Annotated in this window: 25 protein-coding genes; 11 read left to right on the top strand and 14 right to left on the bottom strand. The window is 67.8% G+C overall.

What is annotated here, in order from left to right; all coding sequences use genetic code 11:
- The first annotated feature begins 50 nt into the window (after positions 1-50).
- Both ABDC78_RS27465 and ABDC78_RS27460 read left to right on the top strand, forming a co-directional pair.
- Complete coding sequence (locus ABDC78_RS27465) at positions 51-542, top strand: DUF955 domain-containing protein (RefSeq protein WP_178359691.1); 492 nt, start codon at positions 51-53, stop codon at positions 540-542.
- Entirely contained in the window at positions 539-1,735 is a 1,197-nt protein-coding gene (locus ABDC78_RS27460) for a hypothetical protein (protein WP_178359692.1), read from the top strand. Before ABDC78_RS27465 ends, ABDC78_RS27460 begins: the two co-directional genes overlap by 4 nt.
- A gap of 33 nt (positions 1,736-1,768) precedes the next feature.
- Here ABDC78_RS27460 and ABDC78_RS27455 read toward each other — a convergent pair whose 3' ends face one another.
- The 4 genes from ABDC78_RS27455 to sodN form a co-directional block, all read right to left on the bottom strand.
- On the bottom strand, positions 1,769-2,167 hold the full coding sequence (locus tag ABDC78_RS27455; protein ID WP_178359693.1) for a helix-turn-helix transcriptional regulator: 399 nt from the start codon (positions 2,165-2,167) through the stop codon (positions 1,769-1,771).
- Between the two features lie 421 nt (positions 2,168-2,588).
- Positions 2,589-3,308: a TMEM165/GDT1 family protein gene (locus ABDC78_RS27450; RefSeq protein ID WP_178359694.1), complete on the bottom strand. Its 720-nt coding sequence runs from the start codon at positions 3,306-3,308 to the stop codon at positions 2,589-2,591.
- Positions 3,309-3,572: 264 nt separating this feature from the next.
- Positions 3,573-4,106 (bottom strand): peptidase, encoded by a 534-nt coding sequence (locus ABDC78_RS27445; RefSeq protein WP_178359695.1) that lies wholly within the window; start codon positions 4,104-4,106, stop codon positions 3,573-3,575.
- A gap of 176 nt (positions 4,107-4,282) precedes the next feature.
- Complete coding sequence (sodN, locus tag ABDC78_RS27440) at positions 4,283-4,705, bottom strand: superoxide dismutase, Ni (RefSeq protein WP_178359696.1); 423 nt, start codon at positions 4,703-4,705, stop codon at positions 4,283-4,285.
- Positions 4,706-4,727: 22 nt separating this feature from the next.
- Between sodN and ABDC78_RS27435 the strand changes: the two genes are divergently transcribed.
- Positions 4,728-5,081 (top strand): S26 family signal peptidase, encoded by a 354-nt coding sequence (locus ABDC78_RS27435; protein WP_256736152.1) that lies wholly within the window; start codon positions 4,728-4,730, stop codon positions 5,079-5,081.
- 3 nt (positions 5,082-5,084) lie between these two features.
- Here the strand turns inward: ABDC78_RS27435 and ABDC78_RS27430 are convergent, their stop codons facing one another.
- A complete protein-coding gene (locus ABDC78_RS27430) occupies positions 5,085-5,243 on the bottom strand; it encodes a hypothetical protein (protein ID WP_178359697.1) in 159 nt (52 codons plus the stop codon).
- A gap of 369 nt (positions 5,244-5,612) precedes the next feature.
- On the opposite strand from ABDC78_RS27430, the gene ABDC78_RS27425 reads away from it, so the two are divergent.
- From ABDC78_RS27425 to ABDC78_RS27415, 3 genes are read left to right on the top strand one after another with little or no spacing between them, the layout of a single operon-like run.
- Complete coding sequence (locus tag ABDC78_RS27425) at positions 5,613-5,954, top strand: rhodanese-like domain-containing protein (RefSeq protein WP_178359698.1); 342 nt, start codon at positions 5,613-5,615, stop codon at positions 5,952-5,954.
- Between the two features lie 36 nt (positions 5,955-5,990).
- Positions 5,991-7,016 carry a DUF4328 domain-containing protein gene (locus ABDC78_RS27420; protein WP_178359699.1) on the top strand — a complete coding sequence of 342 codons (1,026 nt, stop codon included), beginning with the start codon at positions 5,991-5,993 and terminating at the stop codon, positions 7,014-7,016.
- A 4-nt stretch (positions 7,017-7,020) separates the two neighbouring features.
- On the top strand, positions 7,021-7,842 hold the full coding sequence (locus tag ABDC78_RS27415) for a glycerophosphodiester phosphodiesterase (protein ID WP_178359700.1): 822 nt from the start codon (positions 7,021-7,023) through the stop codon (positions 7,840-7,842).
- On the opposite strand, the gene ABDC78_RS27410 is transcribed toward ABDC78_RS27415, so the two are convergent.
- The 4 genes from ABDC78_RS27410 to ABDC78_RS27395 form a co-directional block, all read right to left on the bottom strand.
- Positions 7,839-8,384, bottom strand: a complete 546-nt coding sequence (locus ABDC78_RS27410; RefSeq protein ID WP_178359701.1) for a ferritin — start codon at positions 8,382-8,384, stop codon at positions 7,839-7,841. The genes ABDC78_RS27415 and ABDC78_RS27410 overlap by 4 nt on opposite strands.
- Before the next feature lie 126 nt (positions 8,385-8,510).
- Entirely contained in the window at positions 8,511-9,659 is a 1,149-nt protein-coding gene (locus ABDC78_RS27405) for an LCP family protein (protein ID WP_347133547.1), read from the bottom strand.
- A 148-nt stretch (positions 9,660-9,807) separates the two neighbouring features.
- Positions 9,808-10,575: a type II CAAX endopeptidase family protein gene (locus tag ABDC78_RS27400; protein WP_178359702.1), complete on the bottom strand. Its 768-nt coding sequence runs from the start codon at positions 10,573-10,575 to the stop codon at positions 9,808-9,810.
- 39 nt (positions 10,576-10,614) lie between these two features.
- Positions 10,615-11,403, bottom strand: a complete 789-nt coding sequence (locus tag ABDC78_RS27395) for a DUF2470 domain-containing protein (protein WP_178359703.1) — start codon at positions 11,401-11,403, stop codon at positions 10,615-10,617.
- Positions 11,404-11,517: 114 nt separating this feature from the next.
- On the opposite strand from ABDC78_RS27395, the gene pheA reads away from it, so the two are divergent.
- Positions 11,518-12,459, top strand: coding sequence for a prephenate dehydratase (pheA, locus tag ABDC78_RS27390; RefSeq protein ID WP_178359704.1), 942 nt, complete (start codon positions 11,518-11,520; stop codon positions 12,457-12,459).
- Positions 12,456-13,154, top strand: a complete 699-nt coding sequence (locus ABDC78_RS27385) for a histidine phosphatase family protein (RefSeq protein WP_178359705.1) — start codon at positions 12,456-12,458, stop codon at positions 13,152-13,154. The genes pheA and ABDC78_RS27385 overlap by 4 nt, the downstream gene beginning before the upstream one ends.
- Before the next feature lie 254 nt (positions 13,155-13,408).
- On the opposite strand, the gene ABDC78_RS27380 is transcribed toward ABDC78_RS27385, so the two are convergent.
- Together ABDC78_RS27380 and ABDC78_RS27375 are read right to left on the bottom strand one after the other, a co-directional pair.
- Positions 13,409-13,759, bottom strand: a complete 351-nt coding sequence (locus ABDC78_RS27380; protein WP_178359706.1) for a metallopeptidase family protein — start codon at positions 13,757-13,759, stop codon at positions 13,409-13,411.
- A gap of 3 nt (positions 13,760-13,762) precedes the next feature.
- Positions 13,763-15,151: a septum formation family protein gene (locus tag ABDC78_RS27375; RefSeq protein ID WP_178359707.1), complete on the bottom strand. Its 1,389-nt coding sequence runs from the start codon at positions 15,149-15,151 to the stop codon at positions 13,763-13,765.
- A 122-nt stretch (positions 15,152-15,273) separates the two neighbouring features.
- Here ABDC78_RS27375 and serS point away from each other — a divergent pair, with 122 nt between their 5' ends.
- Genes serS through ABDC78_RS27360 form a run of 3 tightly spaced genes read left to right on the top strand, consistent with a single transcriptional unit; the run spans position 15,274 to position 18,342 of the window.
- The gene (gene serS / locus ABDC78_RS27370) at positions 15,274-16,539 is read left to right on the top strand and encodes a serine--tRNA ligase (protein WP_178359708.1); all 1,266 of its coding nucleotides are present in this window, start codon (positions 15,274-15,276) and stop codon (positions 16,537-16,539) included.
- Between the two features lie 5 nt (positions 16,540-16,544).
- Positions 16,545-17,348: a DUF5718 family protein gene (locus ABDC78_RS27365; protein ID WP_178359740.1), complete on the top strand. Its 804-nt coding sequence runs from the start codon at positions 16,545-16,547 to the stop codon at positions 17,346-17,348.
- A 7-nt stretch (positions 17,349-17,355) separates the two neighbouring features.
- Positions 17,356-18,342: an MOSC domain-containing protein gene (locus ABDC78_RS27360; protein WP_178359709.1), complete on the top strand. Its 987-nt coding sequence runs from the start codon at positions 17,356-17,358 to the stop codon at positions 18,340-18,342.
- A gap of 6 nt (positions 18,343-18,348) precedes the next feature.
- Here ABDC78_RS27360 and ABDC78_RS27355 read toward each other — a convergent pair whose 3' ends face one another.
- The 3 genes from ABDC78_RS27355 to ABDC78_RS27345 are packed head-to-tail and all read right to left on the bottom strand — an operon-like array spanning position 18,349 to position 20,980.
- A complete protein-coding gene (locus tag ABDC78_RS27355; RefSeq protein WP_178359710.1) occupies positions 18,349-18,690 on the bottom strand; it encodes a hypothetical protein in 342 nt (113 codons plus the stop codon).
- Entirely contained in the window at positions 18,687-20,237 is a 1,551-nt protein-coding gene (locus tag ABDC78_RS27350; RefSeq protein ID WP_178359711.1) for an MBL fold metallo-hydrolase, read from the bottom strand. Before ABDC78_RS27350 ends, ABDC78_RS27355 begins: the two co-directional genes overlap by 4 nt.
- 38 nt (positions 20,238-20,275) lie before the next feature.
- Positions 20,276-20,980, bottom strand: a complete 705-nt coding sequence (locus tag ABDC78_RS27345) for a phosphotransferase (protein WP_178359712.1) — start codon at positions 20,978-20,980, stop codon at positions 20,276-20,278.
- Positions 20,981-20,991: the final 11 nt, after the last annotated feature.

Genomic DNA, 20,991 nt, shown 5'->3' with positions numbered 1-20,991 from the left:
GCCTCGCGACGGCGGGCAGCGGATAGTGGAGATCATCGAGAGGGGGAGACATGCCTGCCAGCCGCCGCGTCACCCGCGCGGTCAGCGAGGTGCTCGACCTGGCCCCGAAACGGGGTGAGGTGTCGTTGCCTCGACTGGTCGACGCGGTCAGTGAGAACCGCGGCAGGCCGATCGAGCTCACCACCGCCGACCTGCCGCCAGGGGTCTGCGGTCAGTGGCGCCAGTATGCGGATCACGACGTGTTCCTGATCCAACAGGGCCTCCCCGCGTGGGACCGGACGCTGGCCCATGAACTCGGGCACCTCGTGCTCGGTCACGACGGCATCCCCGTCGTACAGGCTGCCAAGGAGAGCACCGAGGTGGCCAGCTCCGAGCTGATCGGCTACATGCTCAATCAGCGCACCGGCTGCATGGGCCCCAACGGCGAGGACCAGGAGCAGGAGGCCGAGGACTTCGCCGCGCTGCTCATCTTCCGGCTGGGGCGCCTGCCCTCAGACCGGTCGTCGATCGTCCAGGTGCGACTCGGAGAGGCGTTTGGTTGATCATCTGGGTGATCGCCGGCCTGCTTGGCTTGGCCACTGGCCTTCGCATCGGGTGGGCGCTGGTCAACAAGCAGTCGCTGGTGAGCACCGCGATGATCCTGGCGCTGGGCAGCCTGGGTGCGGTGGCGGCGCTGAACTGGCAGCCGTTGACGCTGCTGCTCGACACCCTGCTGCGCTGGCCCAACATCTCGATCGGGCTGAGTCAGGTGGCGCTGATCGCCTGCGCGGCCGGCAGTTGCGTGATGATCACGACGGTCTCGTCGATCCGGACGCCGGCGGTGGCCAAGAAGATCGCCCTCGCGCAGTACAGCGTCGCCGCGGTGATCGCGGTGGCGAGCATGTTCATCTTCTTCTCCAACGGTCAACAACCCGAGATGTCGCCGGAGGAGTACCTCAGGCGCCATCTCGGCTCGGGTGGCGCATCACTGACCTGGCTGCTTCCGCTGTTGTACGTCATGCTGGCCCTGAGCCTGGTGGCATGGGCGGGGCTACGGCACTCCAACCGCAGCAGGCGCGGGCGCGCGCTGTTCGTCTTCACGATCGGGATCGTCCTGATCGTGATGGCGCTGGCGTTTGTCCTGCTGCGCGCTGCCGGAACCAGCGACCGTGTGGGGATCGGAGCCGCCGCGACGCTGCTGGGATGCGCGATGCTGATCGTTGCGGCCGGATCCCTGCTGCCCAGCGTCGAGGACTGGTTCGGCGCCAGGCGGGAACTGCGCACGATCCAGCCGATACTCGACGAACTCGGTCGCCGACATCCTGACGTGGGGATCGGTGTCCGCCCGCGGGGGCCGCTGGTGTTCCGGGTGGCCGAACGGATGTCGCTGATCTCGGACGCACTGTTCCTCGAGGCCACCGCCGCCGACGGGGCACTGCACCGCATCGACGCCGCGGGCACACGGCAGGGACGCGGCGGGACCGACACCGGCGATCGCGACGACCTGGAAGACCTTGCCGACCTGCCCGCACTGGACATTGCGCCGGAGGATCAGGCAGCAGCCCTGGCTCGCTGGATTCACCAGAGTAGCGACGGCGCCGCTGTGGGAGAGCGGGCCGAGTTCCCGGGCTTGGCGTGGTTACGCCAACCGGAGAGCTACTCCGACAGGGAGTGGATACTCGAAATCGCCAGTCAGTACCGACAGCTCACACTCGGTGCCGTCGACGTCGGGGAGAATCAGAAAAAGCAGGCGTGATTCGCCGGCTTCCATCCGGACCCGGCGGTCGGGCTAAGCGTCCAGGTTCTCGCGACGGCGCAGTTCATCGACCTTCTGCGAGATGTCCTGCTTGGCCTCGGCGGAGAGGCCGACCGTGCGCGCCGCAATGCGGCGAACACCTTCGTCGCGCATTCCGGCCAGCCACGTGAGCTCCTTGTCGAGCTTCTCGTAGTACTCGTCGTCGGTGAAGTACGCAGGCTTGATCCGGAAGAAGTTGGCAAGCGCCGCCATCGTTGCCGCAGACGGGTTGGTTCGGTTGCCGGAGCGCAGCTGCGACAGGTACGGGGCGGACATGGTGACCCCCTCCGCCTTCAGCGCTGCGATCACTTCGGCCGAGGTGTGGGGACCCCGTCCCGGCGGGTAGACCACGTCGAACAATCGGTTCAGGCGAGCGGCGAAAGTATTGCTCATTGGATTGACCTCCACATGCAGACGAGCGGTGTTCTTGGGCGGCGTATTTGCTGATCATCGTAGCGACAGTTGTGGCGACAACCAAGTGCAAACTGAATAATAGGTTAACGCGGTTCGGCCTCTCGGCCCGCCGCTCCCGGGTCGAACGACTGTGGTGCGGGACGGTTCGATTGCCACGCCACGGAGCAGCCAAGCAAATAATAACGGTCCCGTAGCAAGCGTACGCGCACCTTGTGCGCCATCGCGGCAGACGGACCTGACAATTTACTGTGGGCAACTCCCGCGCCGAAGCTGCAACGAAGTATTTGCGTTTGCTGTCTACTCACGAGCACAGCAATTCAGCGCCACCGACGATGTGCTCCGCTCCACGTGGCGCCGCAGAGGACAGCTGTCAGCGCGCGAAAGTCAGGCAGGGTAACTGTCAGTAGCCAGTGGCATGCCCGGGCGCCTCTACCGAAGTTTCCTGTTCGGCAGACCGATCAGCGCGTCGACGGCGGCGACCCCACTGAACGAGGGCCAGAGATGCCGCCAGCGCCGCCACCGCGCCGGTGACCGCGACCGCCACCCATGGCAGTCCCAGGCCGCCGTTGAAGAACAGGAATAGTCCGAAGAGGAGGAACAGCACGCTCGCCAGGCCGTGCAGGAACCGCTCGGGAAGCCGCTTGTGCATCAGCACTCCGACGGCGATGGCCACGCCGTCGGCCAGCACCATGCCGATCGTCGCACCGATCCACACACCGGCCCAGTGGTGGTCGCTGGCCAGCGCCACAGTGGCGAGCATGGTCTTGTCGCCGAGTTCGGCCAGAACGAACGAGGACACGATCGCGAACACCACGAACCGCGGTTCGGCGACACGCACGTCGTCCTCACCGTCCTCGCCGCGGGAGCGCCAGGTCCACCACGCGAACAGCAGGAAGGCGAGCGACGCGGCGAACGCGATCGGCCGCTCGGGCAGTGTCATGCCCAGGAAATGGCCGATCGCGACGGACAGGCCGTGAACCAGCATCGAGGCGATCGCCACCCCGGAGAGCACCACCCACCAGCGGTGGCGCAGCGCGTACGTCATGGTGATCAGCTGCGACTTGTCGCCGAGTTCGGCGACGAACACCACGGCGACACTGACGAGGATGGCGGTGAGCATGGGAGACCTTTCGACTCTCCGCCTGACAGGAGGTTGCACCACCGGTCAGGCTTCGGTCGAAGGTCTCGCCCACCGCCTCCCGTGATCGGGTTGCGGTTCGTCTGCCGGGCTCACGCCAGTATGTCGACACGACGATTGGGGGCTACTCCCCTTCGCTGATGACACCGACGATAACCGGCGACGAGTGAATGCGCCAGCGCTGGGCCGGGTTTCGGTCAGCCGAATCGAACGTTCAGGGACTCGAATACTCAGATTCGAAATCCCTTACGCGGCAAGGAGCATCGCAAGAATCGCAGTGTCGGGATGGCTGATCGGGTCGACACCGACCCGGCTCACCATGGATGTGACTGTGCCGTCGGACTCTGCCTCCACCCACGCAGCCCGGTGTTCCAGGCCCAGGTGCGGCAGTCCCGGTAGCAGGACACAGCCCGAAGCCGCGCCGCTGCATTCGGGAAGGGACGGGGTGGTTTCCGAGGGAGGATGCAGCATCAGCAGCGCCGGCGGTTGGCGGTTGGCGAAATGACCTGGTGCCATGGCGGATTCACCCACCACAGTGCCTTCGGCGACGACCAGGCCGACGGTGCCCGGTTCGGGTTCGTCAGGGAGCTCCTCCCGGACGCCGAAAATCGTTGTGGTGGAAAGCAATCCCGGCAGGGATGCCACGCGCACGGCGACCATGAGAAGCTGCGCCCACTCTTTTGTCGAGTCCGGCCAGCGGCCCGACACCACAAAACCCTTGAGGGACCCACGCGAATGAAACGGGGCGATCTCGATCGCCCGTCCGGATCCTAGATCCATTCCGCCTCCCGGCATCCTGATGAAAATGCCCGACACGACTGTGGGTCGATCAGCTCAGGATGAGGCAGGTGCCCCTTGGCACGCAAGTGGACACGAGTGCCAGTCGCAGAAAAACGAAACCCGGCCCGGTGCGAGACCGAGCCGGGCGACGCCGGGTTGGGAACTTCAGGTTGCCGTCAGGCAGGCGGGTAGACGCCCATGCCCTTGGCCTTCTCGGTCTGCCAGAAGATGTCGGAGATCTCGTCGATGGTCTTCAGAAGCTTCTCTGCGACAGCCACATCGAGCGACTTCTTCACGTCGCCCGCGCCGTGAACGCCGTCCCAGAACAGCTGGTGCAGGTTGGGGAACTGCTCGAAGTGGTCCTTGGTGAAGAAGTCGGCCCAGAGCACCATCAGGTGGTGCTTGACCTCCTCGGCGCGCTGCTCCTTGATCAGGATTGCGCGGACCTTGAAGTGCTCGTCGTCCGAGTCGTGGTACTTCTGGAGCGTCTTGAGGCACGAGAGCGCCTCGATCTTGGCCTGCGCCGGGTCGTAGACGCCGCAGTACAAGTCGCAGTGGGCATGGGCGGGTGTGGCGTTGGAGAAGAGTCGATGCAGCATGTCCCTAACTTACCCTTAGCCCATGCGCTGTAACCATCGGCTGCGGGCAGCTCTTCGTCGCTGGCCGATACGCGGCTTCGTCGTCGTCGAGGACTCCATGCGGCCGACCCTCAACCCCGGCGACGGACTGCTGGCGCTGCGTGACGACAACCCGCAGCGCGGCCAGTTGCGACTCTTCCGCCATCCGGCGAAATCGTCGCAGTGGCTCGTCAAGCGTGTCGGTGATGTGTACCGCGGGGAGCGGAGCGTGACGTTCGAAGCACGCTCGGACAACCCGAACGCGCCACGGGCCGCCGACTCCCACGATTTCGGGTGGGTGGAGGCGACCGAAACGTACCGGGTGATCTGGACGGCGAGATCCGGCGAGAGCCGGTGACCGTCAGAACAGGACGATCAGTGCCAGGATTCCGAGCAGCACGAGCGCGATGACGCCTGCCCGCAGGCACGCCATCAGCTGGCTGCGGTTGTAGACGCGCGGGGAGGACTGCCATCCGGATTCCTGGAACGCGGATCCCGAGTTCATCGACGACGATGCCATCAGATGTTCCTCACCTGCACGCTTGTACCTCCCCAGTGAGATCAGTCACAGAGTGACTCATGTGACGCCGATCATAACCCCTGGTGATCGCCGCGCGGAAATCGAGCCGAGGTGGGCGTCCGCGGGAAGATTATTGCTTAGCCGTGCGAGTGATTTCGCTCGGGCGGTGACGCGCCTGTTGATCGCTGCGGCGTGGCGGCCGCGGGTTATCCCCAAGCGCTGCACCTGGTCACACCGTTGTTGCGGGTCAACAGGGGTGAGCGTAGGGACGACCCTGTGGATGAACCTGTGGAAACTGTGGATAGCCCGCGGATTGCTGACGCCACCGGTGGGTGGTCCCGGGCGGCCGGACCGTGCCAGCATGTGGTCATGGAAGACACAGACGTGCCGCAGGCAGCCATTGGTGATGTTCCCGGGACCTTCGGTGACGGGGTGGTGCTGCTCGACGTGCGTGAAGACGACGAGTGGCAGCGCGGCCACGCACCAGGTGCCCAGCACATCCCGATGGGCGACGTTCCGGCGCGGATGTCGGAGATCGACACCGAGGCCGAGCTGTACGTGGTCTGCCATGCCGGGGGCCGGTCGCAGCGGGTTGCGCAGTACCTCGCCCGCAACGGCTACGAGCCCGTCAACGTCACCGGCGGCATGTTGGCGTGGGCGGGGGCGGGACGCCCCGTGGTGACCGACGGCGGCGGCGTGGGCACGGTCTGAACCGGCCCACGTCGGTCCTCCCATTAGGCTGATCAGATGATCCAGGTGTGTTCCCAGTGCGGGACGCGGTGGAACGTTCGCGACCGGCAGCGCGCTTGGTGTCCGCGGTGCAACGGTTCGCTGCTCGCCCCGGCGGCTCCCGCCGGTCAGGCGCAGTGGGGGCCGCAGCAGGCCCCGGCTCAGCCGGGGCAGCGACGTTCCGGACCCTCGCTTCCGTCGGGATTCCGATGGGTGGCCGTGCGGCCGGGCACGCCGCCGCCACCCCGTCGCGGGCGGCGTGAACTCGGCCCGACGCCGCGCTACCTGAGCGTTCCCCGCTGGGGACTTGTCGAGCAGTTCGACGTACCGGCCGAGCAGCAGCAGGCTGTGCGCGGGGGTCCGTCGGCCAACGCGGTGCGGAGAACGCTGGTGGCGACGATGGCGGTGCTCGGTGCCGCAGCGTTGATCCACCTGGTTCGTTATGTGTTGCTGATCGTCAACCGCACCGTGCTGCTGAACCCGTGGGTGGCCGGGGCGGCGACGTGGGGTGGCGTCGCGGTCAGCGTCGTCGCGATGTTCATGGTCGTGGCGAGCGCGCTGGTGCTGACGAACTGGCTGATCGCGCGGCGGTCGGCCGCCTTCGCTCACCACGGCCACCAGGAACCGCGGTCGGTCTGGGCACTGCGCGCCGGGTGTCTCGTACCGGTGGTGAACCTGGCGTGGGCGCCGGTGTACGTCATCGAGTTGGCCGACATCGAGACGAGGCTGAAGTGGCTGCGCCGGCCGATCGTGGTGTGGTGGGCGGTCTGGGTGGTCAGCACCGTCGTGTCGATCTTCTCGATTGCGACCAGCTTCACCACCGACCCGCAGGCCATCGCCAACAACACCGTGACGACGATCGTGGCCTACCTGCTGGGGCTCGCGGCGCTGCTGCTGGCGTTGCAGGTCTTCCTCGGTTTCGAGCGTCAGCCCGTGGAGCGGGCCTCGAGGCGGTGGGTGGTGGTCCCCGACGATTCGGCTGCCCGGGAATCCGCGAAACCCGGGTCTGCGGTTGAGCCCGAAGGGCAGAACCCGGCAGCATAGCCCTATGAGCTCCGGCGAGACCCTCGGCAGCCATCCCTTCGTAGTTGCTCATCGCGGCGCCTCGGCGGAGCGCCCCGAGCACACCAGGGCCGCCTATCAGCTGGCTCTCGAGCAGGGAGCCGACGGCGTCGAATGTGATGTCCGGCTGACCAAGGACGGTCACCTCGTGTGTGTGCATGACCGCAGCCTGGAACGCACCTCAACCGGAACCGGCCTGGTCAGCGAGATGACACTCGCGCAACTGCGTGAGCTGGACTACGGCGCCTGGCACCCGAGCCGGCGCGGCGACGGCAGCCAGGGCGACACCGGCCTGCTGACCCTCGAGGATCTGGTCACGCTGGTGCTGGACTGGAATCGGCCGGTCAAGATGTTCATCGAAACCAAGCATCCGGTCCGCTACGGCGCACTGGTCGAGAGCAAAGTGCTGGCGCTGCTGCATCGCTACGGCATCGCGTCGCCGGCGTCGGCCGACCTGTCACGGGCCGTGGTGATGTCCTTCTCCGCGGCCGCCGTGTGGCGGATCCGGCGCGCCGCACCGATGCTGCCGACCGTCCTGCTCGGTGAGACGTCGCGCTACCTGGGTGGCGGCGCGGCCACGACGGTCGGCGCGACTGCGGTCGGTCCGTCGATCGCTACGCTGCGCGAGCACCCGGAGTTGGTGGACCGGGCGGCCGCCCAGGGGCGTGCCCTGTACTGCTGGACCGTCGACCACTACGAGGACGTGCAGTACTGCCGAGACATCGGGGTGGCATGGATCGCGACCAATCATCCGGGCCGCACCAAGGTGTGGCTGCAGAACGGGCTGACGGGCGCCGATCGCGATTAGAGGGCGCCGCCTGCGGTCTTCGGTGCAGTGGAATCGCTTGAGGCCGAGGGAATCTCGCGAGCGACAAAATCCTCGAGATGGAACAGGTCGGCCCCGGCACGGTCAGCGATCCGCACCAGCGTGGTCATCAGCGCGACTTCTTCGACCTGTTCCTTGAGGAACCACTGGACGAACTGCTCGCCGAGGTAGTCGCCTTCGTCGCGGGCGGTGCCGGCCAGCCGGCTGAACTGTTCGGTGACCGAGCGCTCCAGGTCCAGTGCGAGGCCGATGGCGTCGCGGGGTGATTCGAAGTGATTGCGCACCGGGTCGATCGCCGGGATCTCGACGGGCACCCCGCGGTCGATGAAGTACTGCACGAGCATCAGCGCGTGATTGCGCTCCTCGACCGACTGCCGGTAGAAGAGCCTGGCCAGCTGGGGCAGATCCGCACCGTCGAAATAGACCCCGATCGCGAGGTACTGCTGCGACGCGCTGAGTTCGCTGCGGACCTGGTCGTGAAGCAGTCCGTGGAACTTCGTGTCGAGCGTGTCTGTGATCGTCATGTCGCAAGGATAGACCAGCTCAGCGGCTATTTTCAGCCAAGGTCGACCTAACAGAGGTCAGCATGTCCTAAGTAAGGCGAGGCGCTGCAACATCCATTGCGCAGCTGCGATTGAGTTTGCTGATAGCTACGGGTTGGCGGCGTCGAGCACGTCTTGCGGGATGGCTGTGTCCGAGGCCAGCGCAGAGAACAGGCGCTGCGCCGCCTCGCTGTCCCACACCACGATCGAGCCGGAACCGTTGTCGGTGAATTCGCCGATCGGCACGGTGACGGTTCTGGTCGAGTCCCCGCGCAACGCCCACCCCAGTCGGACGAGGTCCCAGAGGTGGTCGCCGTCGTCGACGGTGACGGTGTCGCCGGCAGCGCGGGCCATCGGATACCAGCGCAGTGGGTTGAGGACGACTGCGGGGCTCGCGACGCGCTGGACGAGCGCCGACATGAACTCACGCTGGTTGGTCATCCGATCCAGGTCGGCCCGCGGAGTGGCGCGGCTGCGCACGAAGCCCAGCGCGGAGCGGCCGTCGAGCTGCTGGCAGCCGGCGGGCAGGTCGATGCCGGCCAGCGGGTCGCTGATCGGCTCGGCGGGGCACATGGTCACGCCGCCCACGGCGTCGACGAGTCCCGCGAACCCGGCGAAGCCGACCTCGGCGTAGTGGTCGACACGGAGCCCGGTGGCCTGCTCCACGGTCTGGGCGAGCAGCGGGGCCCCGCCGATCGAGAAGGCGGCGTTGATCTTGTCGCTGCCGTAGTCGGGTATCGGGACGTAGGAGTCACGCGGGATGGAGACCAACGTGGCCGGGGTGCTGGAGCCGAATCCGGGCAGATGCACGAGCATGATGGTGTCGGTGCGACTGGCGCCCAGATCGCCTCCGGTGGCCAGCTCGGCCTGCTGCTCGGGTGAGAGGTTCTCGCGGCCGTCGGAACCGACGAGCAGCCAGGTGGTGCCGGCACCCTGCGCGGGCCGGCCGGGATAGTCGACGAGGGCGGGGATGCGGGTCAGTGACGTCTCCACCCAGATACCTGCGGCGACGGTCGCCGTCACGAGCAGCAGCAGCACCATCCCGATGATGCGCAGCGCGCGGCGCACGCGGCGGGGTTTCTTTCGTGGACGCGCGGGGGCGACGGGTGGCGGGACGACCCGCGCCGAGGGCGTGGGAGCGGGTCTGCGCGAGGGCGGAGGTGCCTGACGCGGCGGGGGTGGAGGTGGCCGACGCGGCGGTGCCTGACGCGGAGGTGCCTGACGTGGCGGGGGAGGTGGCCGGCGCGGCGGGGTCACCGGGTTGGGTGGCCAGGCAGGCCGGTAGTTCGGGTCGCGCCGGAGCGCAGGCGGCGGCTCGCGGCGACCCGGCGCTCTTCCCTGTGGAGGAGGCGGTGTCGGCCCCGGTCGAGGCGGCCGCTTGTCGGTCACAGCAAGAATGTACGTCCTACCGGAGCCAGCCGAGGTGAGCGGCGAGCAGCGAATAACCGACGAACGCGACGACATCGATCAGGGCGTGGGCGATGATCAGCGGCCACAACCGGCCGGTGCGCTGCCAGACGTAGCCGAACACCAGCCCCATCGCGACGTTGCCCAGCCCTGCGCCGAATCCCTGGTAGAGGTGATAGAGGCCGCGGAGCAGGCTCGAAACGGCCAGGGCGACCCACGGGTTCACCCGCAGTTGACGCAACCGGGTGAGCAGGAACCCGACGACGATGACTTCCTCGGCCCACCCGTTGCCGAAGGCCAGCAGTAGCAACACCGGGATGCGCCACCAGGTGTCGTTCAGTTCGGCAGGCTCCACCGAGGCGTTGGCCCCGAGAATTCGGGCGACCTGGTAGAGCGCCAGGCCTGGGACGCCGATGAGGGTGGCCAGCCCGATCCCACCGAGAACATCGGCCCGCCAGCGAATCCGTCCGAGGCCGACCTGTGACGAGCCGAATCCGCTGCGCCACAGCAGGTATACCGCCAGCGCTCCCCAAGCCAGCAGCTGGAACACGCTGGCCAGGTTCAGTCCGAGGTCGATGAGGCCGAACCGGGAGCGCTGTGGATTGAGTGCCACGGTCTGACCGGACAGCCCGACGAGCACACTCTCGATGAGGCTGAGCAGCGCGGTGTACGCGCTGAGGCCGAACGTGACTGCCAGGACGACGGCGATCTCGATGCGCAGCGCACGTCGCTGCACATCGGTGAGTTCATCTTCGGGGCCGGTCACCGCAGCCACGGTAGCCGGGTCCGGAGGTCACCGGCGCGCTCAGACGCCGCGTGCGCGAAGCCCGTTGAGGAATGGGCAACCCATCAGCACCCGGATCGCCTGGCTGAGGCCGGTCACATCGTCGACCGGCTTGGCGAACGGAAGCCGGACGTCGTGGTCGCCGTCATCGCCTTCCACCCGTAGCTGCACACCGTAGCGATCAAGCCCCAGCGGACGGACCCGGCCGCGGCGCAGTGCCGTGGGAAGCCGATCGGCCAGTCGATCGACGACATCGCGATGCGCGGACTCCATGTGCTGCAGCCAGCAGGACTCCATGGCGCAGAACGGATCCGGGCTCGCTCCCAGCAGTGCGCCGAGGGCGACGGACTCGGCGCCGGTCGCGTCGGCGACCACGACGGATTCGATCTCGAGGCGCATCAGCGCGTAGCGGGTCTCGCCTGCTGCGCTCGAGAGCTCGGAATCGACCTGCAGCAGGGCCGGGTTGGGGTCCGACGCCGCGATCAGGTCGAGCAGGCCGGCGACCGCATCCATCGGGACCTCGCGGAGCCTGCCCTGGATCCAGACGAGCGATCGAACCGGTTCCCGCAGTGGCAGGGGCGCGTAGTCGGTCATCTCCAGCACCGCCTGCACACCCTCGTCGGCCGCGGAGGCCACCGTCGCGGCGAGCACTCCGTCGACCGGTGCGGTGGTCGCGAACGATCCGTCGCCGAGCAGGTGGTGTACCGGCGTGGGTGTGGGGTCGAGGCCCTCGACGGCGAGCATCGCACCGCCGGCGCGTGCGCATGCGCTGCGGATTCGCTCTGCGGTGGACGGTGCAGGAGAAACCATGTCGCGACCTTTCTTCTTGGTAAGGTGAGCCTAACTTAACTAGTTGCCGGTCGACCGCGCAAGGCTTTCCCGCAGCGGAATGGGATTACCGCAGCGAACCGATACGCTGGCGAGGTGCCTGGCATCACGTATCTCGGCCCCCAAGGAACGTTCACCGAGGCGGCCCTGCGCGCCATCGCCGACCACGGCCTGATCCCACCGACCGGCGGTTCCGGCACCGCCGGCAGTGGGGAGGTCACGCCGATCGCCACGGACAGCACCCCTGCCGCCCTGGCTGCCGTCCGCGCCGGCGATGCCGAGTTCGCGTGTGTGCCGATCGAGAACTCGATCGACGGATCGGTGACACCGACACTGGACAGCCTCGCCAACGGATCGCCACTGCAGATCTACGCCGAGTTGACCCTGGACGTGGCCTTCTCGATCGCGGTCCGCCCGGGGACTGCGGAATCAGACGTGCGCACCGTGGCGGCGTTCCCGGTCGCCGCCGCCCAGGTCAGGTGCTGGCTGTCCGACCATCTGCCCAAAGCCCAACTCGTCGCGGCCAATTCGAATGCCGCCGCGGCCCAGGACGTCGCGGCCGGGACGGCGGACGCAGCGGTCAGCACCGCGCTGGCCGCGCAACACTACGGGCTGGACACCCTCGCCGACGGTGTCGTCGACGAGCCCAACGCCCGAACGAGGTTCGTTCTCGTCGGAGCGCCCGCTGTGCCGCCGAAGCGCACGGGCGCGGACCGGACATCGGTGGCGTTGCGGGTGGCCAACGTGCCGGGCGCGCTGGTGTCGGCCATGACGGAGTTGGCCATCCGCGACATCGACCTCACCCGCATCGAGTCCCGGCCCACCCGCACCGAACTCGGCACCTACGTCTTCTTCCTGGACTTCGTCGGACACATCGACGACGACTCCGTCGCCGAGGCGCTTCGGGCGCTGCACCGCCGGTGTGCCGAGGTCCGCTATCTGGGCTCGTGGCCGACGGGCGAGGTGGTCGGGGCGACGCCACCGCCGATGGACGAATCGGCCGAGTGGCTGGAGCGGATGCGGAAGGGCCGGCCGTGAGCGGCCGGTTGGTGCTGGTGCGGCACGGACAGACGCACGGCAACGTCGACCGTCGCCTCGACACCCGCCCGCCCGGGGCCGAACTGACCGATCTCGGACGTGATCAGGCGAGGGCCTTCGCCCGGGCCCTGCCGCGCCCGCCGGCGATGATCGCCCACTCGATCGCCACCCGCGCCGTGCAGACCGCATCGGAGATATCCGACCTTATCAGCGCAGCCCCGGCCGCCGGATTGCACGAGTTCGAGGGCATTCACGAGGTTCAGGTCGGCGACCTGGAGAATCGCAGCGACGAAGCCGCACACGACGAGTTCAACGGGATCTACCGGCGCTGGCACGGCGGTGAGCTCAGCGTGCCCCTTCCCGGTGGTGAGAGCGCGCACCAGGTTCTCGACCGCTACCTGCCGGTGCTCGAACAGCTACGGCTGCGTTATCTCGACGACGACGCGTTCCCCGGTGACATCGTGGTGGTCAGCCACGGCGCAGCCATCCGGCTCGTCTCCGCGGTGCTCGCGGGTGTCGACGGCGCGTTTGCCATCGACCATCACCTCGCGAACACCGAATCGGTGGTCCTCGCCCCGATCACCGATGGCCGATGGAGCTGCGTGCAGTGGGGAGCGCTGACCCCACCGTTCGGTGTCACGCCGACGCCGACCGGTGTCGACGACTCGAGGCGCTCAGCCGAGCCGATGGGCTGAGACGACCACTGATTCGAGCTGGTCGCACATACAGCCCACGGCAGTGCAGTCGAGGTGCATGGAGTGCTCACCCGAAGCGGCCAGGCACTCGTCCTCGGTGCATTCGGCGCGCCGGAAGGCGTGGTGAATGAGTGCACCGTGGCAGTGCTCCAGGCCTGCGCGGCAGGCACGGCATTCACGGGTCATGACCCGTTCATAGCACTCCGTACCGACGACTTCGGGTTGCCGCGCGTAGAGGCCGCCTCGGGTGTGTGTCAGGCCCAACCCAACTCGTGGAGCCGGTCGTCGTCGATGCCGAAGTGGTGGGCGATCTCGTGGATCACCGTGACGGCCACCTCCTCGACCACCTCTTCGGGGCTGCCGCACACGTCGAGCAGTGCGTCCCGGTAGATCGTGATCGTGTCCGGCAGCGAACCGCCGTACGACGAATCCCGTTCGGTCAACGCGATGCCCTCGTACAGACCGAGCAGGTCCGGCTCTTCGTCGTTTCGCGGGGCAACCAGGATCACCACGTTGTCGATCGCCCGCGCCAGCTCGGACGGAATGAGGTCGAGCGCGTCACCGACCAACTCGTCGAACCGTTGCGGGGTCATCCGCACGGTCACGGGCTAGATCCCGGGTGGCGGCGGCGGTGGCGGGGGCAGCTCAGGCGGCGGCCCGGCCGGCTGACCGGGCGGCGGTGCACCCGGGGCCGGTGGCGGCGGCACCCCGGGCGGGGCGGGTGGCGGCGGAGGCGGTCCATTGAGGAACGTGTTCCCCGACGGCGGGGCGGTGTCCGCCGGCGGCTCCTGTTCGGTGTCGGCGGTACCGGTGCTGGGCGACTGCTGCGGCATGTGCTGGGTCTGGTCGTCCTGGCCGTCGTCGTAGGTCGATCCCGAGGAGCTGCTGGACCCCGAGGACCCGGTGGACTGCGACGACGACTCGTTCGGGAAGTCGGGCATCGGGATCGGCGGCAGGTTGAGGCGTTCCTCGGGGATGTCCGGGGGCGGCACCGGCGGCTGACCGTTGATCATCAGCGGACCCTTGGCGCTGTTCAACAGCGTCGACCACCCGCCGTTGCCCAGGGTCGCGCCGATGCTGCACGACACCTGATGGCTGCCCGCCGCCCAACTGGGCAGCGACACGGTGCTGTAGATCAGCGTCAGCGTGGTGTTGCGCAGCTGGATCGGCGCCAGGTACGCATCCGTCATCCGGGTGCACGTGTCCTTGATGAACGAGTCCTGCTCCGCCTCGGCCGGGAGTCCGTCGGGGAATCGTTCGGCGAGGTTGACCGCGCCGGTCACCTCCATGGCGTGCGGCGCCGCACAGTCGACCGGGATATCGGTCGGCTGGTTGGTCGCCGGGTCGATGCCCAGGCACGTGCCCGGCGCCCACACCTTCGACTGGTCGATCTCGGCGACCCTGCCGGTGAACGGCAGCTGCTGGTTGTTGGGGCCCGGCAGTTGCAGGCCGCAGAGCATCCTGCGCTCGCCCGACTGTCGCCACGCCTTGTCACCGGACCACAGCATGCTGACGGTGAACTTGCTCTGTGGGTCGAAGCGGGGGCCGAGGTAGCGCTTCACGGCCGCCGAACACTGCTCCTGGCTGATCTGCTGGATACGCGCGGCGGACGGCGGCGCCGCATCGGGCCCGTACTCGCTGCCGGGGAACGTGCGCATGTCGACCGACTCCGCGACCTCGAACCGGTGCTCGGTGGTGCAGTCGACGATCTCCGCCGCATCGGGTGTGCGGTCCGGCCAGTTGAGGCAGTCGCCGCTCTTGGCGTGGTCGAAGGTGTCGTTGCCGCGGGGACCCAGTGAGATGGAGTTGGCGGTGAGGCTGCCGGTCCGATCCGACTGGGGCAGTGCCGTGATCACCCCGGCGATCAGTAGCCCGCCGAGCGCGGTGAGAAGCAGCGCACGACGGGTCGACTCGGCTTGGAAGCTCCGCCACCAAGCCTTCTCGCCCGGTGTCGAGCCGCCCTCTGGGTGTTCGGGTGCCTGCGACATCTGCTCCATTGTGACAGGCGTGTCGGGTGCTGTGACAAGTGATGCAGTTGTAACGTTATGGGGCTGTGTCGCGGCAGCGGCGAATGTTGCGCCTGTGCCGGACGCTCCGACCACCACGTAGGGTTTTGCCCGTGATCGACCTGAAGGTGCTGCGAGAAAACCCCGCTGCGGTGCGTGCATCACAACAGGCCCGCGGTGAAGATCCGGGCCTCGTCGACGTGCTGGCCGAGGCCGACGCTGCGCGACGCTCCGCCATCTCTGCCGCCGACAACCTGCGCGCCGAACAGAAGGCGGCCAGCAAGCTGGTCGGCAAGGCAGCGCCCGACGAGCGACCGGCACTGCTGGCCACCGCAAAGGACCTCGCCGAGCGGGTCAAGGCCGCCGAGGCGGCCCAGGCCGAGGCCGAGAAGTCCTACACCGCAGCCCATATGGCGATCTCGAACGTCATCATCGACGGCGTGCCCGCCGGTGGCGAAGACGACTTCGTGGTGCTGGACACCGTCGGGGAGCCGCCTACGCTCGAGAACCCGAAGGACCACCTCGAGCTGGGCGAGTCGCTGGGGCTCATCGACATGGAACGCGGCGCGAAGGTGTCCGGCTCCCGGTTCTACTTCCTCACCGGCGCCGGTGCGCTGCTCCAGCTGGGGCTGTTCCAGCTCGCGGTGCGCGTCGCCGTGGACAACGGATTCACCCTCGTCATCCCGCCGGTGCTGGTGCGGCCCGAGGTGATGCAGGGCACCGGCTTCCTGGGCGCCCACGCCGACGAGGTGTATCACCTCGAGGAGGACGACCTGTACCTCGTCGGCACCTCCGAGGTGCCGCTGGCCGGCTTCCACGCCGACGAGATCCTCGACCTGTCGCAGGCGCCGAAGCGCTACGCCGGCTGGTCGACCTGCTTCCGGCGCGAGGCGGGCAGCTACGGCAAGGACACCAGGGGCATCATCCGCGTGCACCAGTTCGACAAGGTCGAGGGCTTCGTCTACTGCCGACCGGAGGACGCCGAAGCCGAGCACCAGCGTCTGCTCGGCTGGCAGCGCCAGATGCTCGCCCACATCGAGGTGCCGTACCGCGTCATCGACATCGCGGCAGGCGACCTCGGATCGTCGGCGGCGCGGAAGTTCGACTGCGAGGCCTGGGTGCCGACGCAGGGCACCTACCGCGAGCTGACGTCGACCTCGAACTGCACCACGTTCCAGGCGCGGCGGCTGGCGGTGCGCTACCGCGACGAGAACGGCAAACCGCAGACCGCAGCGACGCTGAACGGAACCCTGGCCACCACGCGGTGGCTGGTGGCGATCCTCGAGAACCACCAGCAGCCCGACGGCAGCGTGCGGGTACCCGAAGCGCTGGTGCCCTACGTCGGAACCGCCGTGCTCGAACCCGGGAGGACAACATGATCGATGTGATCGAACTGGACGACGACGAGCTGCGGACGTGGTTCGGTTTCGGTGTCGCGGGCAACTTCGCCGGGCACCTCGAGCAGGCCGGCGAGGCCGCCGATTTTGTGAACGTCAGCTCCGAGGGGTCGGCTCCCAAGGGCATCTTCCCGTGGTACGCACCGGGACACGACAGCTTCCTCGGGGAGTTCCCGCTGTCGCACGACACGATCAGGCTGCCCGCCAGCGACACTCCGCTGAACCTGCAGATCGAACCCGAGGTCGGGCTGGCGTGCGAGGTCAAGTGGGCCGGTGACACCGTGGCGTCGTTGCAGCCGTTTGCCCTCGGTGCGTTCAACGACTGCTCCATACGGCGGCCGAACGCGCCCAAGATCAGCCACAAGAAGAACTGGGGTCCGGCGTCGAAAGGTGTTGCGCGGCAGTTCTTCGACGTCAGCGACCTCACCCCCGACGGTCCCACCGCCACGCTGCGGCTGGTCTGCCATCTGCTCACCGCCGACGGTCAGCAGCACGAGTACGGGGTGGACAGCCCGCTGCTGGGCTACTCGTACTACGGCGAGGTACTGCTGGACTGGATCGTCGACCGGCTGGCCCACCAGAAGGGTTCCGCCGACACTCCTCTGGAGGATGTCGGGGCCCTGATGGTCGCCAGCGGTCACCCGACGAAGCTGTTGATCGGCATCGGCGCCACCCGGTACACGCCACTGGGCGAATCCACCTATCTGCAGCCCGGCGATCAGGCCGTCGTGCGGGTGTACGACACCGCAAGCGATGCGTACTCCGAGCTGCGGCAGACGGTTTCGGGATGAAGTCGTCATGAGCGGTTCGGTGGTGCAGCTCTGGCGGTTCCCGGTCAAGTCGATGGGCGGCTCGCCGGTCGACGAGGTACGCATCGATCGACGCGGGGTGCACGCCGACAGGCTGTGGGCGGTCCGCGACCTCGAGCAGAACATCACGGCCTCCGCGCGCAGGCTCCCCAAGCTGCTCGGCTGTTCGGCCCGCTATGCGCTCGCTCCCGGTCCTGACGCCGGCCCGGGCAATGTGCCCGAGGTGATCGTCACCATGCCGGACGGCACCGAATTAGCCAGTGGCGGTGGCGAAATCGATCAAGCACTGTCGGATCTGGTGGGACGCGAGGTACGGCTGACGGCCCTTCCGCCGAGCTCCGACACCAGCCTGCACCGGTTGTCGGTGCAGCAGACCCGCGCCAACTACTCGCCGACCGAGGTGCGCCGGGACTTCGGCCTGTCCGATCAGGAAGCGCTGCCCGACACGTCGGTGTTCACGACCAGGCAGATGCTGACCCTGGCCCGATTCGCCACCCCGCCGGGCACCTTCGTGGATCTGAGCCCGGTGCACGTCGTCAGCACCACCAGCCTGGCGACTCTCTCCGCCGACGGTGTGCCTTATGACGTGCGCCGGTTCCGGCCCAACGTGCTGGTGGCACTCGACGAGGCGGGAGACGGGTATCCCGAAGCGGGCTGGGTCGGCGGCGACGTCGAATTCGGTTCGGCGGCACTGCGGATCACCAACCCGACCATCAGATGTGTGGTGCCCACCCGTCCGCAGCCCGGGCTCGAACTCGATCGTGCACTGACCCGCAGGCTGGCCGAGGCCACGCAGCGATTCCTCGGCGTCTACGCCGACGTCGCCACACCCGGGGTGGTACGCGTCGGCGACGCGGTGCGGGTGCGCACGCCCGATCCGCCGAACGCGGTCCGGCGAGCGGCGAGCGTCGCAGGCCGCACAGCGATGCGTCAGGTCCAGCGGGCGCTGGAGGCCACCGTCCTGCGGGAGCGGTGAGCCCGGCTACCGCGACTGCGTCAACAGGTCCTCCAGGAGGTCGACGAACTCTGTCGGCCGCATGGGGGTGCACGCCGGATCCGGGAAGGACCCGGGTACATCGAGGGTCACCAGCGTGGACTTCAGTGGCCGCCGGACGTCCAGGGGCAGCCACCGCTTCAGATCAGAGGTGCCCCAGATGCGGAACCGATCCAGGAACAGTCCGAGCGGGCTGGTGCGGTAGCCGCGGATGTCACGCAACCGGATGATCTTCGACGTTCCCGACGGGAAGTGATAGCGGCGCAGCGTCAGCGCCTCCTGATCCAGCTGGATCAGGCCGTCGTCGTAGAACCTCGGCGTGGTGGTCACAGCTTCGCGGACCGGAGTTCGTGGCCTCTGGTGGTCAGGCACCTGCCGTTCTGCAGGTTCCACTGCCAGCCGTGCAGGTTGCAGGTCAGCGTCGTGCCCTCCACGACGCCGAACTTCGAGAGATCGGCCTTCAGATGCGGGCAGCGACGCTGGATCTCCCAGCCGTCCAACGTGATCGATGCGCTGTCATCGTGTGTCTCGGCGAACCAGCCGTCGGCGTAGGCGATCCGCTCGTCGGTCAGACACTTGAAGAACGTGTACAGGTACTCGTTGTACCCGCCGACCCGCCACGCCTTGAAACGGGTGGACAGGAAGATCGTGTTCACCCAGTCGGGCTCCCGATCACGGACGACGGTACGCACCAGCTCCGGTGCGATCGCGAAGCCGTAACGGAACTTCTCGTCCGGGATCGCCTCGCGCACAGCTCGTTTCGGGAAATCCAAGACCACGGTCTCGTCCCCGAGTCGGAGCTCGACCGGGTAGCCGATGCCGTCACAGATCTGATCGCCGGCGAGCATGATCGGTTCGAACAGATCCCGCAGCGGTTCCAGCAGGGGCTCTCCGGCTGCGCCCGCCCAAGCCGCCTTCTCCGCGGCGATCACCGGCGCCATCCGGTCGGCGTACGCCGCGATGTAGTCGGCCTTGCCGGTGGTGAAGATGGCGCGCACGTCGTCGTCGGGGATCGGGTGGGCGAGCGAATCGAGTTGGGAGCCGGTGAAATCCGCGGTGGTGCCGGGCATCATCAGCAGGCCACCGTCGTGGCCGTGGAGCTGCATCTGGTCCAGGAAGACCACCTGGTCGGGAAAGATGTTGGCCGGATCGCCGTGGTCGTCGTTGAGGTCACGAAGCTCGTCGTCGAGGAAGCACGGGGGACCCGCCGACGGGATCACCCAGGTCGCACCGACCTGGGTGATGTACTGCCGGCAGCGGTCCATCTGGCGCTGGCGCTTCTGGATGCCGAACGACTCCTTGGCCCGGGCGGGCATGTCGTAGACCATCGGGTACCAGATCGCCCCGGAGTACTGCAGCATGTGCACATCGATCTGCCCGAAGTCGGCATTCAGGACGTCGAGATCCACGGGCCGGGCGTCGTTCATGTTGAATGCGACCGTCTCGCCGTCATCGACCACGAGGCCCGAGTCGCCGATGGGCCCGTCGGCGGGAGCTCGCAGCGCGATGACCATCACGTCCAGATCACCCTTGGGCCCGCTGACCCGGTGCTTGACCGAATCCGTCGTCTCGAAGAAGCGGTGGAATCCCAGCTTCTCGAGCTCGCGCCGCAGATCGGGCACGGGGAAGTCCGGCAGCAGCACGACGGCGTCCTTGTTGACGTGCTCGGTCAGGTTCCGCGGATCGAAGTGGTCCTTGTGCAGGTGGGAGACGTAGAGGTAGTCCACGTCGCCGAGCGCCGCCCAGTCCAGACCGCTGTTGTCGGGGAAGGGGAACCAGGAGGCGAAGTACGCCGGGTTGACCCACGGGTCACACAGGATGCTCCCGGCCTTGGTGTCGATACGGAAGCCGGCGTGTCCGACGCTCGTGACCTGCACAGATACCCCTTCTGGTGACACTTGGTTCGGGGCCCAGCTTAACCGGACGGGACGGGCTCGTCGTTCCAGCGAGCCCGGTAGTACGCGATGCGGTCGCGGTCGGGCGCCACCCCGTAGGCATCCAGCAGCACGGCTTCCCAGCCCCGGTCTTCGTCGCTCGCATAGTTCCAGTCCAGCGACAGGGTCGCCACGGCCAGATCCGCCCAACGATCGGCGACCCCGAGATCGCCCAGATCGACGTGCCCGCTGTAGTTGCCGTCGTCGGCGATCAGCGTGTTGGGTGCGCAGGCATCGCCGTGACACACCACCAGCCGGTCGGGCGACGATGCGGCGCCTCCCACCCAGGAGGGCGGGCCGAATGGGCAGTCATCGGCCGGGAGCGCGTCGTGCAGTATCCGTAGGCCGCGCCCGATGGCCCGAGCCGCGGTCTCGGGACGCCTCGACCAGTACGGGTCGACTGCCGAGCGTCCGGGCAGCGCCGCGGTGTGCAGCCAGCCGTTTCCGGAGCCGAGAACGATGGGGACCGCGGCATGCGCGCGCGCCCAGCGCAGCCGCGGTACCTCGTCGGCCAGCAGATGCGCGGCGTCGTCGGGGTAGACCTTCACGTACTCGACGGCAGGAGAGGTGCCCACGGCGAACGTCACCCCGCCGAGCTCGTTGACCCACACGGCGGTCACGGATCGGGTACCGGCGATGTCGGCGACAACGGCAGGTACCGGCACCGGTCCGGTGGGAGCGGTCACGGCTGTCCGCC

It is taken from the genome of Mycobacterium sp. DL (genome assembly GCF_039729195.1).
Classification (GTDB): domain Bacteria; phylum Actinomycetota; class Actinomycetes; order Mycobacteriales; family Mycobacteriaceae; genus Mycobacterium; species Mycobacterium hippocampi_A.
This window is presented reverse-complemented; position numbering and strand designations above follow the sequence as displayed.

What these genes read in the sequence shown, in the direction of transcription:
- ABDC78_RS27450 (WP_178359694.1), bottom strand. Translation starts at nt 3,308, where the DNA reads ATGCTCACCGCCATCCTCGTCAGTGTCGCCGTGGTGTTCGTCGCCGAA.
- ABDC78_RS27360 (WP_178359709.1), top strand. Translation starts at nt 17,356, where the DNA reads ATGAGCGGTTCGGTGGTGCAGCTCTGGCGGTTCCCGGTCAAGTCGATG.
- ABDC78_RS27415 (WP_178359700.1), top strand. Translation starts at nt 7,021, where the DNA reads ATGAGCTCCGGCGAGACCCTCGGCAGCCATCCCTTCGTAGTTGCTCAT.
- ABDC78_RS27445 (WP_178359695.1), bottom strand. Translation starts at nt 4,106, where the DNA reads ATGGATCTAGGATCCGGACGGGCGATCGAGATCGCCCCGTTTCATTCG.
- sodN (WP_178359696.1), bottom strand. Translation starts at nt 4,705, where the DNA reads ATGCTGCATCGACTCTTCTCCAACGCCACACCCGCCCATGCCCACTGC.
- ABDC78_RS27410 (WP_178359701.1), bottom strand. Translation starts at nt 8,384, where the DNA reads ATGACGATCACAGACACGCTCGACACGAAGTTCCACGGACTGCTTCAC.
- ABDC78_RS27430 (WP_178359697.1), bottom strand. Translation starts at nt 5,243, where the DNA reads ATGGCATCGTCGTCGATGAACTCGGGATCCGCGTTCCAGGAATCCGGA.
- ABDC78_RS27375 (WP_178359707.1), bottom strand. Translation starts at nt 15,151, where the DNA reads ATGGAGCAGATGTCGCAGGCACCCGAACACCCAGAGGGCGGCTCGACA.
- ABDC78_RS27395 (WP_178359703.1), bottom strand. Translation starts at nt 11,403, where the DNA reads ATGGTTTCTCCTGCACCGTCCACCGCAGAGCGAATCCGCAGCGCATGC.
- ABDC78_RS27455 (WP_178359693.1), bottom strand. Translation starts at nt 2,167, where the DNA reads ATGAGCAATACTTTCGCCGCTCGCCTGAACCGATTGTTCGACGTGGTC.
- ABDC78_RS27435 (WP_256736152.1), top strand. Translation starts at nt 4,728, where the DNA reads ATGCGCTGTAACCATCGGCTGCGGGCAGCTCTTCGTCGCTGGCCGATA.
- ABDC78_RS27465 (WP_178359691.1), top strand. Translation starts at nt 51, where the DNA reads ATGCCTGCCAGCCGCCGCGTCACCCGCGCGGTCAGCGAGGTGCTCGAC.
- ABDC78_RS27425 (WP_178359698.1), top strand. Translation starts at nt 5,613, where the DNA reads ATGGAAGACACAGACGTGCCGCAGGCAGCCATTGGTGATGTTCCCGGG.
- ABDC78_RS27420 (WP_178359699.1), top strand. Translation starts at nt 5,991, where the DNA reads ATGATCCAGGTGTGTTCCCAGTGCGGGACGCGGTGGAACGTTCGCGAC.